Raw genomic sequence first — 14,472 nt, 5'->3', positions numbered from 1 at the left:
ACCGAACCCGCACAGCAGCAAGCTCCCCAGCCCTCATACAACCAGCGAACTACCAGACACCGGACGTGACAAGACCCGCTAACAAAGCACTACTAGAGGGCTGCGGCGCAGGCGTGTGCGAAGGCGCGGTCGTAGACGGCGATCTCGCCGGGGGCGGTGATGGTCACCCGCGCGGACAGCAGCTCGATCCCGACCTGGGCGCTGTCGTAGAGGGTGAAGGACTCGGTGGGCCACAGTAGGCGGGGGGGCCGGCCGGAACGATGCCGAGGGACACCTGGGGCAGGGCCATCACCGTCAGAAGCCGCTCCAGCTGGCCGGCGGTCGCTGCCGCGTCGGCTACTCCCGGCCGCAGGGTGCGTTCCTCCAGGACGAAAGCGAACGTCCGCCCCGGCCGGGCAAGGACTTTGGAGCGCTCAAGGCGTGCTCGGGCGGCGGAGGTGGCGTCGGTGTCCGCCAGGGCGTGGAAGGTGCCGTAGGCGGCGATGACGGCCGTGGCGTAGTCCTGGGTCTGGAGCAGGCCGGGGATGACGTGGTTGCAGTAGACCCTGAAGCGGCGGGTGTGGTCGATCAGTGGGGTGATCTCCGTCTGCAGCCGGGTCAGCCCCGCCCGGTTCAGCCGCCGCCACTAGACGTTGAACCAGCTCGGCGACGGGCAGCAAGGGCGCTGATGGACCTGGGCGGTCACCGGGCCCCCAGAGCCGGACGGCCCGCCGCGGCCGCACCGGGCCGGCAGCCCCTCGGCGTTCGAGCAAGGCGTCGACGCCCTCACCCCAGTACGCCGCCCGCAAGGGTCGGGCCGTCGTCCCCCGCAGCCACACCGAGGAGCTGCCAGACAGCCCGGTACGGCTCGGGGTACGGCTCTCCAACACCCGCACCCGCCGCTGGGGCTCACCAGCGAGCAACGCCGACGCCTGGCCGCCCTCGGCATCCACCGGGCCCGGTAGCCGAACCCGCTTGGTACTGCAACGGTAGCCTCCCGCGAAGAACGCTCGTGGCCCCCCGAGCCCGCACCGCGGAGCTGCCAGACAGCCCGGCACCAGCGAAGAACATGCCCGAGGTAGTCCGGTCGGCGGTGTAAGGGGGGCCGGGGCAGCCGTCGGTGTTGGAGGTGGCAGGTTCCTGCTGCGTCACGGCGACCGCCCCGGCTGTCCCCGCATACCCCTCGTGCCCGACTTCACCCGGTACCGGCCTGCCCGTTCGTGCACCTGAGACGACGGACAGGGCGGTGACCCGCCGCCCCGGATGGGAAAGGCAGGCCACCGCCCTGCACACATTGCACTGCCGCCATACGGCTACCAGCGATACCAGCGGCCACTACCACCCTTCGGACGGGCGACGAAACCGATCAGCCACAGCACCAGCACGGCGATGGCGACCCACCAGAGGATCTTCACCGCGAAACCGGCACCGAACAGGATCAGAGCGAGCAGAAGAACGAGAAGCAGGGGAACCATAGTTATCAACCTCCAAAGCGCCTACTGCCCGACCACAACCCGCCCATGCATTCGAATTTTATGCGTTTCTTAACCTGCCAGGCGGGCATGAGAAGTCGCTCGTCAGGCTGAGGACGCGCCCGCCGGCGAGCCGATCAGCTCTCCCATCGACCCCGACAGGCCCCGCGAAAACGGCTGGACCGTCGACTGGCAACGCCACACCTACCTCGCCCAACTCCTGGCGGCAACGCCCGGCCGGCGGACGTGACACCCGGAGTCACCCGACACGGCGAAGACATCGTGGCGTTGGCCGGCCTCCCAGCAGCGGGACTGGGACCGGCTCAACGACGAACAGCGCAAGCGGCTCGCCGAGCCGGGTGTGAAGAAGACGCCGGAACCGGCTGCCCCGCCCACGGCGCGCCGGGCCGGCAGCTCCTCGGCGTTCGATCAGGGCGTCGACGCCCTCGCCCGGCACGCCGCCCGCGAAGGACGCGTCGAGGCCCCCCGCCCCCACACCGAGGAGCTCCCGACGGCCCGGTACGACTCGGGGTATGGCTCTCCAACACCCGCACCCGCCGCGAGGGCCTCACCGCTGAGCAGCGCGCACGCCTGGCCGCCCTCGGCATCCACTGCGCCCGATAGAGACCGGAGCACGTGATCGACGACCATGTCGACCTTTGCCTGCCCTGGGAGGCCGAAGAGGCGAGCGGCGGCGTCGGCTCCTGGACCGCCCCCGCGCCGGCTTGGCAGTCAGGCGTGATCACGGACCTCGAACAGCTCCAGCGCGCCGGTGATCTCCAGCAAGAAACGCAACCGGGACGGCAGCGGACCGAGGAGCGCCACCGGAAGCCTCTTGCGCCACGTGATCAAGACGTTGAGGAACGAGGAGTCCGCGAACGTCACGCCGGTGACATCTATGACCAGCCTGCGGGAGGACTCGGCTTCCCGCTCGCAGGCGGCCGACAGGCCGGCGAGGGTGTCCATGTCGAAGTCACCCGCGCAAACGATCACGCGTGCGCCGCCCGCTTCGGTCCGGATGCTCACTGTCGACGACTTCACCACCGCCCCTCTCGCACTGGCACCTGTGCCGTGACCGTATCCCCTACCAGCGGGAAACAGCGCTACCCCTATGCCTGCCCATCTGAGCAGGCAGGGAAGCAGCCGCCGGGCGAGCGTCCCGTGTCGGGAGCCTGCGAGCGGGCACGAGCCAGGCATGACGCTGCTCCTGCTCTTCCTCGTGCCGCTGGGCCTGGCCCTCATACTGCTGACGACCGAACCCCGACACCACGGCCGCCACCGCGACCGCTGAACAAACGGCGATCAGCACGCCGGCGAGCACGACAACGCGCCTGCCAAGCGTGCGCAAGCCGGCCGGCGGCAGTGTGACATCTCAGCGACCCGTGCGTTGGGCCTGTGATGCACCGAGTTGTCCTTGAGCGCCCACCTACCCGCCGCCGCCGAACTCGCCGCCCGCGACGGCGTCAGCACCCTCACCGCACGCCGCCGCATCACCGCCGCACAACGACAACTCCACACCACCGAACAGCGTGCCAACTGACGACAGCGACACCCCAGACAGCCTGGGGCCGGGTGATTGCCGGGTGATCGCCCGGCCTTGAGGGCCGGAGTCCTGGCAGGCCGGACGGTCCGTCGACGGACCGAGGCCCGTGCCGGAGTGATTGCGGGGTAGCGCCGCTCCCTCCCCAAGGGAGAGGGAAGGTCCTAGATGTACTCCACCTTGAGGATCTTGAATTCCCTGACGCCCGCAGGCATCGTCACCTTGACCGTGTCGCCCACTGCTCGAGCGATGATGCCTCGGGCAAGGGGCGACGCAATGGATACCAAGCCCTCCTTGATGTCGGCTTCCTCGGGGCCGACCAGTCGGAGGGTCTGGGTCTCGCCGCCGGCGGTGTTCTCGACGGTGACCGTGGAACCGAAGGTGACCTTCCCGTCATGGGGCACCTTGGTGACATCGATGATCTCAGCGCGACTGAGAGTCTGTTCGATGAACGTGATCCGGGCCGCGATCATGCCCAGCCGCTCTTTGGCGGCGTGGTACTCGGCGTTCTCGGAGAGGTCGCCGTGCTCCCTGGCTGTTTCGATGTCACGAAGCACCTGCGGGAGCTCCACGGTCTTGAGACGGTCGAGTTCCTGCTCTAACCGACGCGCACCACTCCGCGCATGGGTACGCTCGCCATGAAATGACCTTTCCGAGGTGTGGGAGCAGGCGACCGGCGGAAACCAAACCGGATCACCACGCAAGATCAACAGCGATGCTAAGGCGTTTTCGACGCTCGCGGAGCGAGAACACCATCTCCCCACCTCCACCAACCGATGAACACGCAACAGCCTGCACCTGTGTGCGCGGCGGGCCACCATGCAGCCCAGAACCGGCCGGCGTCGCCGGCCCGGGGTCCGCTTCGTCCGGCTCGTACTCGGACCGGCCACCCGGCCCGAACCGGCCGTGCTCGGACGTCAACATCGCCCCGTCCACGACCTCCCGCGGTCCCAACCCGTGACATCAAGCAGCATGCCGTCCAGGGGGCCGCCCACCGACTCGACATAGGCGTGCCCCGGCCTCAGGCCCCGGGTCCGTCTCGGGCCGACGGTTCGTGCTTTCCGCGGCATGTCCCTGCCACCTCTTCGGATTCGCCGGCGAATGTCGAGAGCGCGCTCACCGCAGCCTCACCGAAGAGGTGGCCGGCACTACCGCACACGCCCGGCCGTTCCCACGTCACGACCCCGGTGCCCGCGGTTTCCGGCGCGGGAACCTGGTCAAGCGCGTGGCTGCCGGGCGGGGTCGTCGCGGTGCGTGGCACGTTGGCCGCCCGTGACGGCCCCGTGCGCCGGGTTACGCAACGACGAAGGAGAAGGACTGGTCCGTCCACACGCCGGTCTTCCCCGTGATGACGAGGAAGGTGTCTGCGCGGGTTCCGCACTCGGGATGCGGCCACATCGAGATCCGGACACCGTATTCGAAGCTGGTGTACTGCAGGGTGGCGCTGGGGACGAGGTTCCTGATGTCCAGGTCCTTGTCCTCCAGTTCGACGCAGTAGTGCCCCGTCTTGGGGTGGGTGACGGCCTCGATGCCCTTGGACCGGTTGACGCTGCCGTCGGCGTTGACCACCGCAGCGGCCTGCGCGTACGGGGCCTTCACCTTGGCCGCCCCCGGGGGAGCGGCCACCGCCACGCCCACCCACGTCCCGCCCAGCACGAGGCTGAGTGCCGCACCGGCCCATACGAGCGAACAAGCCTTCTTGCTCTTGAACATGTACATTCCCCTCGACGCGAAAGCCGCTGCCTCCCCGGGTCGCGGCGCAGCACACGCTATGAGGCTGTCGCCATCCTCTCGCCCTCCCAACGGCTAAACCACCAGATCAGAGGGCGCAGGAAGCTGTCTCGCCGGCGCCCATGCGCCCCCGTAACTGTTTCACCGGCCGGCCACGCCGCGGTTCGGCAACCGGGTGCGACAGGGCTCGGAGTAGCAGTCCACTCCCCCGGGTCGACCGATTCACCGCCGAAGCGCAACTGCACCTACGCATGCGCTGAGGGACAGAGGATTCGGCCCGCTCCCGCCCCACAGCCAGCGCTGTGCGCCAGTCCCCACCGGGGTGCCACTCCATCGCCGCACCGGCCGCGCGCCTGTGCTCACCCTGCCGCTCGGCGGACCACCCGCGGACGCCATTTCGGCGCGGGCTTCCCGCACCAGCGTGCCGGGCCCTGGCGGTCGGACGTCACGGTTCGTCGCGGAAGCCGCACCGGCAACCGGTGGGCGTAGAGTCCTCCCGGATACCGGCAGGTCAGCGTGCCCAGGCCGGTCAGCTATCCGTTGCGAGCACTCGCAATGCAGCAGGTCGGGCGCGCTCGGGCCCTTCCATCATCGCTCCACCCCGGGGCCGACGGGACTGACGGGACCGAGATCGGGATGGCCTTCACGAGCAGGGGGTAGCCGCGGCCCGGCGGGGGTAGTCCTGGCCGGAAAGTTCGGCGACGCCGTAGAGCGCGATCCGCTCGCCCTTCCACGCACCGCCCGCGGCCTCGAGCGAGACCGCGATGCTGTGATCGCCGCGGTCACACTTCCGTACAGCAACGGACAACCGAGGGAATCAACACCAAAACCAAGCGGATGGCCCGCCAGATGCCCGGACGAGCAGGCTTCACCCTGCTCCGGCACCGCATCCTCCTCGGATAACACCACCCTCCGTCACCACCGAATGTGAGACAGAGCCGAACGATTTTCAGTCCCGTGCCCAGTCGCAGGCGCCCAGGTCTGCGCTGACCAGCTCGTCGGGGCTGGTATCGGGCTCGTGATCGGGCAGCAGGTGCAGGGTGCTGCGGCCGGGTCGGTCAGCGAGCCAGGCTCTGACCTTCTTGCTCCGGTGGACGGAGTGTCGGTCGACGACGAGGTGGCCGGGGCGGTCGAACTGAACGAACCCCGGTAGACGGTGAACCACATCCGCCTCTCAGCACGCGATACCGATCACTTTCGAGGGCCTGCTCGGCTACGAGGGCGCCTCACCTCGACGGGTCGGGCTGGACCGGCGTGGGAGTGCGTTTGGCGGCGCGGCTGACGATGGCCGTCTCGACGTGGGTGATGCCCAGGCCGACCAGGTCCTGGGAGAGGAAGTTGTAGAGCGCGGTCAGGTCCGGGAAGTACGCGGCCGCGTGCAGGCTCGACGGTCCCGACGTCGCGAACGCGCCGTGTACCGAGGGGTGGTCGGCCAGCGCCTGCCCGGTGGCGGCCAGATGGTCGGGGGGCACGTGCAGCAGGAGTTTGGCCTCTATGGGCAACCCGAGGCGGCGCGGATCGACCAGGACCTGGGTGATCAGACGCCCTTGGGCGGCCAGTTGGGCGAGGCGGCGGCGTACCGTGCTCTCAGGGTGGCCGGTGCGCGCGGCCAGGGCCGTCGAGGTCAGGCGCGCGTCGGTGGTGAGGGCGTCGATGAGGGACTGTTCCAGGGCGTCGGTGTCGACGCCGTATGGGCCCGGGGAACCGGCGGCGGTCGCCTCGGGGGCCGGTTCGGCCGGGCTCAGCGCTGCGCGTTCGGGTGCGGTCAGCACGTGGTGACGCCACTCGGAGGTGAGCCGGAAAACGTGCAGGATCGTGGCGCTCTCCAGGGACGTCACCGCCTGGGTGGAGGGCAGTTGGCGGAAGACCAGCGGGTCGCGTGAACCCGGCTCGGTTCGGGCGACCGCGAAGATCTCGTCACCCGAGGTGGTGACGTCGATGAACGGGATGTCCTCGCGCGCCGCGAGCGCGGCCACGATCGTGTCGAGCTTTCCCCGCAGGACCCGGATGCGCAGGAACAGGGCCCCGGCCGAGCCGCCGTTGCGCGGCCGCGCGACCGGTGAGATCACCACGCGCACGGTGCCGTCGGCCCCGAGCGCGTGCAGGCGGCGGCGCACGGTGGCGGGGCTGAGCCCCAGCACGTGGGCCGCCCGCTCCGCGGTGAGGCGGCCGTCCCACTGCAGCGCGGCCACCAGCCGCTGATCGATGGGGCTCAGTACGGAATTCGCCGATGCGCGCGCCATGGAGGCAAGTTTCGCCCATTCCATAGCCCTGCGGGACCCGTTCGGGAGACCTCGCCCCAAGCATGGATGTCAGCCACTCCGCCCGTCCCCTGAGGTGCGTCGGCGGACCCGAGCCATGGAAGGAGTATCCGATGATCCTTGACCCTCGTATCTGGTTCCCCGGCCTGATCGGCTGACCGGCAGCGCTTCCAGCGCCGCGCCCGGCGCACTGGAGAAGGGGGCCTGCGGTGCGACAACGCCGCAGCCTGCGGTTTCACTGCACCCCGAGAGCGAGCGATTCACCACGGAGATCCATGTGCCCGCGTTCAAGCAACGGGAGAGAGTACGCTTCGTCAGCAGTGGTACCCCGTGTGTCGGCCGGCACTATCCGGGGTCCAACGGCGGCTGTCGTGATCATGGCCGGCGGAACCTCCGTCTGGGGCTTCTCGCTCGCGGGCGGCCACGTCTTCCGTGTCGCGGCCGACCACCCGCGACTGGCCTGCGCGATCGCACACACCCTGCTGGTCGACGGCCGCGCGGTGGCTCCCCACGCGCTGCGCTCGGTGACACCGCTCGCGGCGCTACGTCTGCTCGGCCGGGCCGCGGACGCGCTCGGGGGCCTCGCCAGGCGGCCGCCGCTGCCGGTCCCGACCGCTGGTGCGCGTGGCACGGTCGCCGCGCTCACCATGGACGGCGACCGGGCCCTGGATCCCGACCGTCGCCACACCAGCTGGGAGAGAGACGATCGCCGCACGGATCGCCCTGCGGGTCGGCTGGTACCGGCCCGGCCACCATGTCTCCTGGATACGGTGCCCGCTGTTGGCGGTCGTCTGCGACCAGGACCGGAGCACGCTTCCCGGCCCCGCCATCCGGGCGTCCCGGAGTGCGCCGACGTCCGAGGTGCTTCACCTGACGGGGCGCCGTTATGCCTCGTTCCTGGAGGCACATGAACAGGCCGTCACGGCAGAGATCACGTTTCTGGAGAAGCATCTGGATCCCCGCGATCCCAGGTGAGGCTTCGTGGCCTGCAGGGCAGGCGGCCAGGCCGGACTCCCTGGAGGTGAGGTGCCGACACCGGTCCTGCCGACACCCTCCGCGGTGCCCCGATTCACGCCGAGATATTTGTTTTGGAAGGAGCAGTCCGTTCATGGCCAGGCTTCTCAGGTGGCTACTGCTGATCATGGGGACCGTCTGCGTGGCGATCGGTGTCATACATTTCGTTCTCGGCATCGATTCGGTGCCGGGCGAGGGCTCGTCCGGTGCGACCGTCGACAGCCGGGAGCGGTACTACGGAGCGATCTTCCTCGGGTACGGTCTCGCCTGGATCTGGGCCGCTCGGCAAGCGCCGATCTCGTCGAAGGTGGTGCGATGGCTCGCCGGCATCTGCCTGGTCGGGGGCCTGGGCCGGATCCTGTCGATCGCGATCCACGGCTGGCCGCAGTGGTTCCAGATCGTCCTAGCGGCCACCGAACTCCTCCTGCCTCCGCTGTACTTCCTCCTGGCGAACGCCGACGAGAAAGCGGCGGCGGCCCGGCCGGGCGAGCCGGCCGGCGCCGCTCTTGGCGAGCACCCGGCACATCCGCTGCGCTGAGCACCGCAGTCCCGGCCCAGAGATGACCGTTGAGCCGACCCGCAAGCCGATTGCCCGCAGCTCCTGTGAACCGCCGGCCGGCTGGGGCCGGTTCCCTGGGGAGCGCTTGTCGGATTCCCCGCCACTCGGCTCCCGTACCGCATCCACGCGTCGACTCGCTGTGGCCGATGCGCGGTTCGTACCACCAACCACCAGCGACTGACGGGGCCGCCTGAGTGACTGATGCCTCACGTTCCGTAAGCGGACGCGCAACGTGTGGTGCGATGCCCGCGTGAAGTCCGGGGGTCGGGCTCGAACGGTGACGCCCGCACTGGATCCGTGGACGATGAAAGGAAGCCCCTGGTGCTCCGCACGCTGGCGGCGACTGGTGTCGCTGCATCGTTGTTCGGCTCGTCGGCCCTCGGTGGCGGCCCGCCCCCGCCGCCGGACCGGATCGTCATCGACAGCGTGGCGGCCAACGGTTCCGGCTGCCCGACGGGGACGGCCGCCGTGGCCGTGTCCCCTGACAACACCGCCTTCACCGTCACCTACAGCAATTACCTCGCCCGGGTGGGGCCCGGCGCGGCGCCGACCGACCGGACGAAGAACCGTCAGCTCAACCTGCAAGCGCACGTCCCCGGTGGCTACACCTATGCGATCGTGTCCGCCGACTACCGCGGCTTCGCATCACTGGCGCCGGGGGCATCCGGGACCCAGCGGGCCGGCTACCACTTCCAGGGCAACGCCCACACCACCAACTCCACCCACCGCTTCAAGGGCGCCTTCACCGACAACTGGCACACGACCGACACCTTGAACGTCGCCGCCCTGGTCTTCGCCCCCTGCGGACAGGAGCGCACCCTCGACATCAACACGGAACTGCAGGTCGACCCCGGCACCTCGAGCCCGAGCGCCACCAGCTTCATGGAGATGGACTCGACGGACGGCAGCATCAAAACCGTCTACCACCTGGCCCTGAGGCAGTGTCAGTGATCTTCTGACGCTGCCTGCGATGCGCCGTCTTCGTGGCAGTGAGCCAGCTAGGCTGTGTTTTAGGTCAGGGTTCCGATCCACGCCTCATACCGTGATGATCACGTTGTGTAGGGCGAGGCCGTGACCATCGGCGCCGACGACAACGCTCAGGCGATCCTGCGCACCATGAGCGAGCACCAGGTCTGCCCTGCTCCAAGCCGTCTCTCAGGACTGACGGATCGGACAGCGGCTGTGGAGTCGCTCAGTGCGTTCCTGCCCGAGGTCCGGTGCCGGCGCGGATGGCGGTGAGGACGGTGCGTGCCCATTCGGTGGGGTCCGGGGTGTCCGACAGGGTGGCCAGGTGGGTGATGTGGGCGGCGCGTTCGTGCTTCGGCATGGTGAGCGCGGTGCGCAGGGTGTCAACCAGGTCGTGTGGGAGCAGGGGGTCGGTCAGCAGGGCCGCGGTGCCCAGGTGATGGGCGGCTCCCGCGTAACGGGAGAGGATGAGGACGCCCGTGCGTCGGGTCGCGTGGTGGGTGGTGACGTATTCCTGGGCGGTGAGGTTCATGCCATCGGCGAGGGAGGTCACCCAGAAGACGTCGGCCTCGAGGTAGTGGTCGATGATGTCGGTGAAGTCGAGGTTGTGCGGGATGTACTCGACGGGTTGCCAGTCTTGCGTGGCCCAGCGCCGGTTGATGTGGGTGATGGCGTTTTCGAGTGCGGTGCGGGTGGTGTCGTAGGCGTGGATGCCGGGTTCGGGGGGTGGGCAGATCAGTCGATAGCGGACCTGTTGCCGCAGTGCGGGCTCTTCGGTGAGGAGGGTGTCGAGTGCGCGGATCTTGTGGACGGGGGCCTTGGCGTAGTCGAGTCGTTCCACGGACAGCACCAGTCGGGGTGCGTCGTTGTCGCGGTGCGGGTGGGTTGCGGCCCGGGCGCGGGCGAGGCGGGTGACTGCGTGGCGGTCGATGCCGAGGGGATGCACGCCGATGCGCGGGACCGGCGCCGCGGTGTCGGTGAGGAGCCGGCGGAAGTTGTCGGCGCAGTCGGTGGTGTGGAAGCCGGCCCAGTCCAGGTGGGCGAGTGAGTCGCGTAACTGGTCGGCTTGCGGGATGCGGCGAAACACGTCGGGGTGGGGGAAGGGGGTGTGGTGGAAGAGGCCGATGGTCAGGTCGGGGCGGTGGGCTTTGAGGGCTGCGGGCACGAGCCAGAGGTTGTAGTCGTGGAGCCAGACCGTGCCGCCGTGTTGAGCGAGTGAGGCGATGTGCCGGGCGAAGGCGGCGTTGACGGCCTCGTAGTCGGCCCAGTGCTTGGGCCGGTGTCGGATGAGGTCGGGTAGGGACATCAGGGCCGGCCAGAGGGTTTCCTTGCAGGTGCGGTGGAAGTAGCCGGCCCACCGGTCGGGGTGCAGGAGCACGAGTGAGAGCGTCGGGCCGCCGGTGTCCGCGCGGGGTGGCGGTGGTGCGGGTGCCTCGCCGATGTGGGCGGCGGCCCATACGGCGTCCAGGTCATCACCGGTCAGTGCTGCCTGAAGGGTGGGCAGGATGCCGTTGGGGCTGGAAGGCGGCTGCCAGGCACCGTCGCACCAGCGCACGGGAGGGCGGTGGTAGCCGACCACCACCGAGTGCCTCGAGGGTCGGCGGAAGCGTCGGATGCCCTCCAGCACGGCGGCCGCCGCGTGGAAGTTCGAGTGGTGAACGAAGGGAGTGGCCGGGACCTGCGCGGTCAGGGCCCGTTCGGCGTTGGCCACCACGACGGCGGGAGTACCCAGACGGAACAGGGAGAGGTCGTTGAGGGAGTCGCCCGCCACCAGCACCGCCGGGAGGGGCCATCCGCGTGTACGGGCGAGCAGGTCCAGCGCCCGTCCCTTGTCCGCCCCGGGCGGCAGGACGTCGAAATACCGGTCCGATGCGTACGACCAGGAGCAGTCGAGGGCCCGGATCGCCTGGATCAACTCGTCGCGGAGGCCGTCGGGTTTCAGGTAGAAGGAGCAGCGGCCTTCCTGGGTCACGCCGTGCTGGTATACCAGCTGCGGGAATCCGGCCAGTGCCGCCCTTACCCGTCGGGCGCCCGGCCATCCCGCGCGCAGCCGTGCCTCCAGGGCCGGCGCGTGTGTCATGTCGGTGGCGTCGATGACGCTGGAGCCGACGTCGGCGATGATCCAGTCTGGGTTGGGCAGCAGAGGGTCGTCTCGGAGCAGAGCCTGGACGGACGGCAGGCCGCGTCCGGTCGCGAAGACGACGGTGATGTCCGGGTCCGCGTTCAGGGCGTCGAAGAGCTGCCTTCGTTCCTGCGGGCTTCCGCCCAGCAGAGTGCCGTCCAGGTCCGCGACCAGCACGCCGACGGTGCCTGCCATCGCCCCGCCGGCACTCACCATGCGGGGTCGTGGGTCACCGGGTCGATCACATGCGCCCTGTCACAGCAAGACCCCGGCGCCTGCGGCGGCTCGTCAGGAGTGTCCTGTAAATCCCGGATCGCCTGACCGAGCCGCGCCGCGCTCACATCGTCGCTGCCCACCAGCCGGCTCACCAATTCCCTCGGCGCCGCACGCGCGCAAGCCACCAACGCGTCGACGGCAACACGAGTCGAAGACACCGTGTGACGATCGGACATGACCGCCTCCCTTGCCCAGCGGAAGAACCACCGGCGAAGCAGCCGGCATCCAAGCCACCCTCGTTCACCAGCCGACGGTCTGCCACCCCGCTTGCTGCCAACGGAGCAACCACCCAGAGCGATCTTGGCCATAACGAGCAGGCATGCCCCGAGCGTCGTAACCGAGCAGGTGCTGCCATGCTTCGGCCCAAGCCCTCCCCGCCATGCCGCCTCACAACGACGGACACACCGGCCACTGACCACCACAGATCTCCGCGGCTGCGGGGAGGACCGTGCACCGCGTCAGGGCAGGTGTAAGGGGTGTGAGCCGGATTTGGCGAGCGTGGAGCGCCTGCTCTTGCGCAGAGCGCACGGGGCGACCCCAAGCGACTCGCCCCTCGCGCCTGGGCCTGAGCCTGCGCCTGGGCATGCGGCCATGGACTGGCCGTGGCGTGAAGTGCCGGACAGCACGCACGCCGGTGCGGCGACGTCCCAGATGCGGCACTACGGTGCACGTAGCCGGCATAGGCGCCGTCGATGACGAGGCGGCGTCGAAGACGCTGTTGCTGGCGCGTGTACCGAGGCATTGCGCGGCGATGGCGGTCATGAGCCGGGCGTGCTCGGCCATCCGCTCCGGCCGGCCTTGGCCATGCCGTATGCCACCAGGCGGACCTCCAGTCCGGCGCAGGCGGGGGTGCGGAAGGCGGTGCCGTCGCGGAACGCCCCCGGCCTCTGCTGCGCCAGATACCGCCGTCCCAGGGCTGTCAGGGTGATGCCCGCGGTCAGCAGGCCCTGGTCGTCCATGGCGGCGAGCGTCGCGCCATGGAAAGGGCTGCCCGCCGCGTAATTGCTCGTACCGTCCAAGGGGTCGACGATCCACGTGTCGGGGCCGGAAGCCGCCCGCACACCGCTCTCCTCCTCGATGACCGAGTCGGCGGGGAAATCCTTGCCGAGCGCCGGGACGACTAGAGGGAGCCCGTCAGTCAGGCAGACCTCCGCAGCTGGTCACAGCAGCCCTTACCGGCGACTTCAGGGTGGCGGAGGCCGCTCGCTGTTGTCAGCGGGCCGGGTCGTGGGATTCCGATTGTGCCTCGCGGGTGGTGGGGGTCGGGGGATGGTCGGCTTGTGCGGTGCGGAAGGGGTCGCGTGCCGCGCGGCGGGCCAGGAGGCGGACCGGGGCCGCGCAGAGAACGAATAGGGCGGCCAGGATCAGCCAGCCGGCTTGGTTCAGGCCGGTGACCAGTGAGGTGACGAGGGCGGGCCCCATGGCGACGGCGGCGGCCTCGGTGCTCGCGGTGACTCCTTGGTACTGCCCCTCGGCGTTTTTGGCCATGAGTCCGAGGGACAGTCCCCAGCGGGAGGAGACGTAGTAGAGCTCGCCCACCACGTGGGCGCCCATTCCCGCGATGATCACGCAGGTGGCGAGGAGGGGGGACTCGGTCCATGCGGCACCTGCGAAGATCACGCAGCAGGCGGCGAGTGCCAGGGCGGAGGTGCGGCTCGCGCGGACCGCTTCGGGTACGCCCACCGCGCGCCGGCTGACCCGTACTTGGAAGACTGCGATGGCCGCCGAGCTGACCACCACCGCCAGGCCGGCCGTCCACAGTGGTGCGCGCGTGCCCTGGGCGATCCACAGAGGGAGGCCGGTGGCCAGCAGGGCCCAGCACAAGGACAGCAGGGCGGTGGTGCTCATGATCGCCACGTACGGGAGGTCGCGCAGCGCCTGGGTGCCGGAGCGGCGGCGTTCCCGCGGCACCGGCGCGACGGACGGGACGATCATCGTCAGCGCCGCGGTGAGGACGAGGGCGAGGGCGTCGACGAGGACGGCGGCCACGAAGACGGCGGGCTTCCCGCTTGCCAGGACGAGCATGGCGCCGCCCGCCCCGGCGGCGTAGGCGATGTGTTGGACGACGCGCCCCTGGGCCAGCACCCTGACCCGGTCGTCGGCGGGCATCAACCCGTAGACCAGGGTGACGCGGACACCGACGCCGGAGCTCTGAACGGCGGAGAAGAGAGTGGTCACCGCCAGCAGGGACCAGAAGCCGCCGACGAAGACGTACGCGACCATGGTCAGACCGCGCAGCGCGATGACCGTGCACAGCACCTCGCGCGGACCGCGGCGTTCGGCCGCCACCCCGATGGGGACGGCGGCGAGGAGTCCGATGAGGCCGCCGATGCCCATCGCCAACCCCATGCCGCCGGCCGGGATGTGCCGGATGTGGGTGAGGTAGATGGCCCAGATGCTGAACCACAGGCCATCACCGAACCCGTTCACCCCCTGGGCCGTCAGGAGCCGCCGCACGATGCGTCGCTTGTCCACGCCTTTGTCCCCACGTCCGATGTGTGTGCCGTATGGCCCGGTGCCGCCGCCGGGCGGTCGCGGCCGCTCTGTCATGC

General features: G+C 69.7%; 14 protein-coding genes and 2 pseudogenes. 4 read left to right on the top strand and 12 right to left on the bottom strand.

Annotation, left to right across the window (positions count from 1 at the left end; all coding sequences use genetic code 11):
• Positions 1 to 163 precede the first annotated feature (163 nt).
• The 3 genes from ACFVXJ_RS30365 to ACFVXJ_RS30355 all read right to left on the bottom strand — a co-directional run bounded on the left by ACFVXJ_RS30365 (position 164) and on the right by ACFVXJ_RS30355 (position 2,477).
• Positions 164 to 568, bottom strand: coding sequence for a Scr1 family TA system antitoxin-like transcriptional regulator (locus ACFVXJ_RS30365; RefSeq protein ID WP_389666585.1), 405 nt, complete (start codon positions 566 to 568; stop codon positions 164 to 166).
• Positions 569 to 1,292: 724 nt separating this feature from the next.
• Positions 1,293 to 1,454 carry a hypothetical protein gene (locus ACFVXJ_RS30360; RefSeq protein WP_037792689.1) on the bottom strand — a complete coding sequence of 54 codons (162 nt, stop codon included), beginning with the start codon at positions 1,452 to 1,454 and terminating at the stop codon, positions 1,293 to 1,295.
• Between the two features lie 729 nt (positions 1,455 to 2,183).
• Positions 2,184 to 2,477 (bottom strand): STAS domain-containing protein, encoded by a 294-nt coding sequence (locus tag ACFVXJ_RS30355; RefSeq protein WP_389666579.1) that lies wholly within the window; start codon positions 2,475 to 2,477, stop codon positions 2,184 to 2,186.
• A gap of 388 nt (positions 2,478 to 2,865) precedes the next feature.
• On the opposite strand from ACFVXJ_RS30355, the gene ACFVXJ_RS30350 reads away from it, so the two are divergent.
• On the top strand, positions 2,866 to 2,991 hold the full coding sequence (locus ACFVXJ_RS30350) for a hypothetical protein (protein ID WP_389666577.1): 126 nt from the start codon (positions 2,866 to 2,868) through the stop codon (positions 2,989 to 2,991).
• Between the two features lie 164 nt (positions 2,992 to 3,155).
• On the opposite strand, the gene greA is transcribed toward ACFVXJ_RS30350, so the two are convergent.
• The 3 genes and pseudogenes from greA to ACFVXJ_RS30335 all read right to left on the bottom strand — a co-directional run bounded on the left by greA (position 3,156) and on the right by ACFVXJ_RS30335 (position 4,704).
• On the bottom strand, positions 3,156 to 3,812 hold the full coding sequence (greA, locus tag ACFVXJ_RS30345) for a transcription elongation factor GreA (protein ID WP_389666575.1): 657 nt from the start codon (positions 3,810 to 3,812) through the stop codon (positions 3,156 to 3,158).
• A 34-nt stretch (positions 3,813 to 3,846) separates the two neighbouring features.
• A pseudogene (locus ACFVXJ_RS30340) lies at positions 3,847 to 4,061 on the bottom strand (hypothetical protein); the annotation flags it as partial.
• 223 nt (positions 4,062 to 4,284) lie between these two features.
• The gene (locus ACFVXJ_RS30335; protein WP_389666573.1) at positions 4,285 to 4,704 is read right to left on the bottom strand and encodes a hypothetical protein; all 420 of its coding nucleotides are present in this window, start codon (positions 4,702 to 4,704) and stop codon (positions 4,285 to 4,287) included.
• A gap of 760 nt (positions 4,705 to 5,464) precedes the next feature.
• Here ACFVXJ_RS30335 and ACFVXJ_RS30330 point away from each other — a divergent pair.
• Positions 5,465 to 5,625 (top strand): annotated as a pseudogene (locus tag ACFVXJ_RS30330) (transposase); the annotation flags it as partial.
• Between the two features lie 46 nt (positions 5,626 to 5,671).
• On the opposite strand, the gene ACFVXJ_RS30325 reads toward ACFVXJ_RS30330, so the two are convergent.
• Both ACFVXJ_RS30325 and ACFVXJ_RS30320 read right to left on the bottom strand, forming a co-directional pair.
• A complete protein-coding gene (locus tag ACFVXJ_RS30325) occupies positions 5,672 to 5,887 on the bottom strand; it encodes a transposase (protein ID WP_389666571.1) in 216 nt (71 codons plus the stop codon).
• A gap of 61 nt (positions 5,888 to 5,948) precedes the next feature.
• Positions 5,949 to 6,965, bottom strand: a complete 1,017-nt coding sequence (locus tag ACFVXJ_RS30320; RefSeq protein WP_389666569.1) for an Lrp/AsnC family transcriptional regulator — start codon at positions 6,963 to 6,965, stop codon at positions 5,949 to 5,951.
• Between the two features lie 1,126 nt (positions 6,966 to 8,091).
• On the opposite strand from ACFVXJ_RS30320, the gene ACFVXJ_RS30315 reads away from it, so the two are divergent.
• Both ACFVXJ_RS30315 and ACFVXJ_RS30310 read left to right on the top strand, forming a co-directional pair.
• The gene (locus ACFVXJ_RS30315) at positions 8,092 to 8,535 is read left to right on the top strand and encodes a DUF4345 domain-containing protein (RefSeq protein WP_389666567.1); all 444 of its coding nucleotides are present in this window, start codon (positions 8,092 to 8,094) and stop codon (positions 8,533 to 8,535) included.
• Positions 8,536 to 8,877: 342 nt separating this feature from the next.
• Positions 8,878 to 9,507 carry a DUF4360 domain-containing protein gene (locus tag ACFVXJ_RS30310; protein WP_389666583.1) on the top strand — a complete coding sequence of 210 codons (630 nt, stop codon included), beginning with the start codon at positions 8,878 to 8,880 and terminating at the stop codon, positions 9,505 to 9,507.
• A 241-nt stretch (positions 9,508 to 9,748) separates the two neighbouring features.
• On the opposite strand, the gene ACFVXJ_RS30305 is transcribed toward ACFVXJ_RS30310, so the two are convergent.
• The 4 genes from ACFVXJ_RS30305 to ACFVXJ_RS30290 form a co-directional block, all read right to left on the bottom strand.
• Positions 9,749 to 11,839: a trehalose-6-phosphate synthase gene (locus tag ACFVXJ_RS30305; RefSeq protein WP_389666565.1), complete on the bottom strand. Its 2,091-nt coding sequence runs from the start codon at positions 11,837 to 11,839 to the stop codon at positions 9,749 to 9,751.
• Positions 11,840 to 11,853: 14 nt separating this feature from the next.
• Positions 11,854 to 12,096, bottom strand: a complete 243-nt coding sequence (locus ACFVXJ_RS30300; RefSeq protein ID WP_389666564.1) for a hypothetical protein — start codon at positions 12,094 to 12,096, stop codon at positions 11,854 to 11,856.
• Between the two features lie 582 nt (positions 12,097 to 12,678).
• The gene (locus ACFVXJ_RS30295) at positions 12,679 to 13,062 is read right to left on the bottom strand and encodes an inositol monophosphatase family protein (RefSeq protein ID WP_389666581.1); all 384 of its coding nucleotides are present in this window, start codon (positions 13,060 to 13,062) and stop codon (positions 12,679 to 12,681) included.
• Between the two features lie 70 nt (positions 13,063 to 13,132).
• A complete protein-coding gene (locus tag ACFVXJ_RS30290; protein WP_389666562.1) occupies positions 13,133 to 14,395 on the bottom strand; it encodes an MFS transporter in 1,263 nt (420 codons plus the stop codon).
• Positions 14,396 to 14,472 lie beyond the last annotated feature (77 nt).

The sequence above is a fragment of the Streptomyces sp. NPDC058279 genome, assembly GCF_042881255.1.
Taxonomy (GTDB): domain Bacteria; phylum Actinomycetota; class Actinomycetes; order Streptomycetales; family Streptomycetaceae; genus Streptomyces.
This window is presented reverse-complemented; position numbering and strand designations above follow the sequence as displayed.

Bases quoted from the DNA above. Each gene is read 5' to 3' on its own strand.
- ACFVXJ_RS30320 (WP_389666569.1), bottom strand. From the start codon at position 6,965: ATGGCGCGCGCATCGGCGAATTCCGTACTGAGCCCCATCGATCAGCGG.
- ACFVXJ_RS30360 (WP_037792689.1), bottom strand. From the start codon at position 1,454: ATGGTTCCCCTGCTTCTCGTTCTTCTGCTCGCTCTGATCCTGTTCGGT.
- ACFVXJ_RS30300 (WP_389666564.1), bottom strand. From the start codon at position 12,096: ATGTCCGATCGTCACACGGTGTCTTCGACTCGTGTTGCCGTCGACGCG.
- ACFVXJ_RS30305 (WP_389666565.1), bottom strand. From the start codon at position 11,839: ATGGCAGGCACCGTCGGCGTGCTGGTCGCGGACCTGGACGGCACTCTG.
- greA (WP_389666575.1), bottom strand. From the start codon at position 3,812: ATGGTGGCCCGCCGCGCACACAGGTGCAGGCTGTTGCGTGTTCATCGG.
- ACFVXJ_RS30335 (WP_389666573.1), bottom strand. From the start codon at position 4,704: ATGTTCAAGAGCAAGAAGGCTTGTTCGCTCGTATGGGCCGGTGCGGCA.
- ACFVXJ_RS30315 (WP_389666567.1), top strand. From the start codon at position 8,092: ATGGCCAGGCTTCTCAGGTGGCTACTGCTGATCATGGGGACCGTCTGC.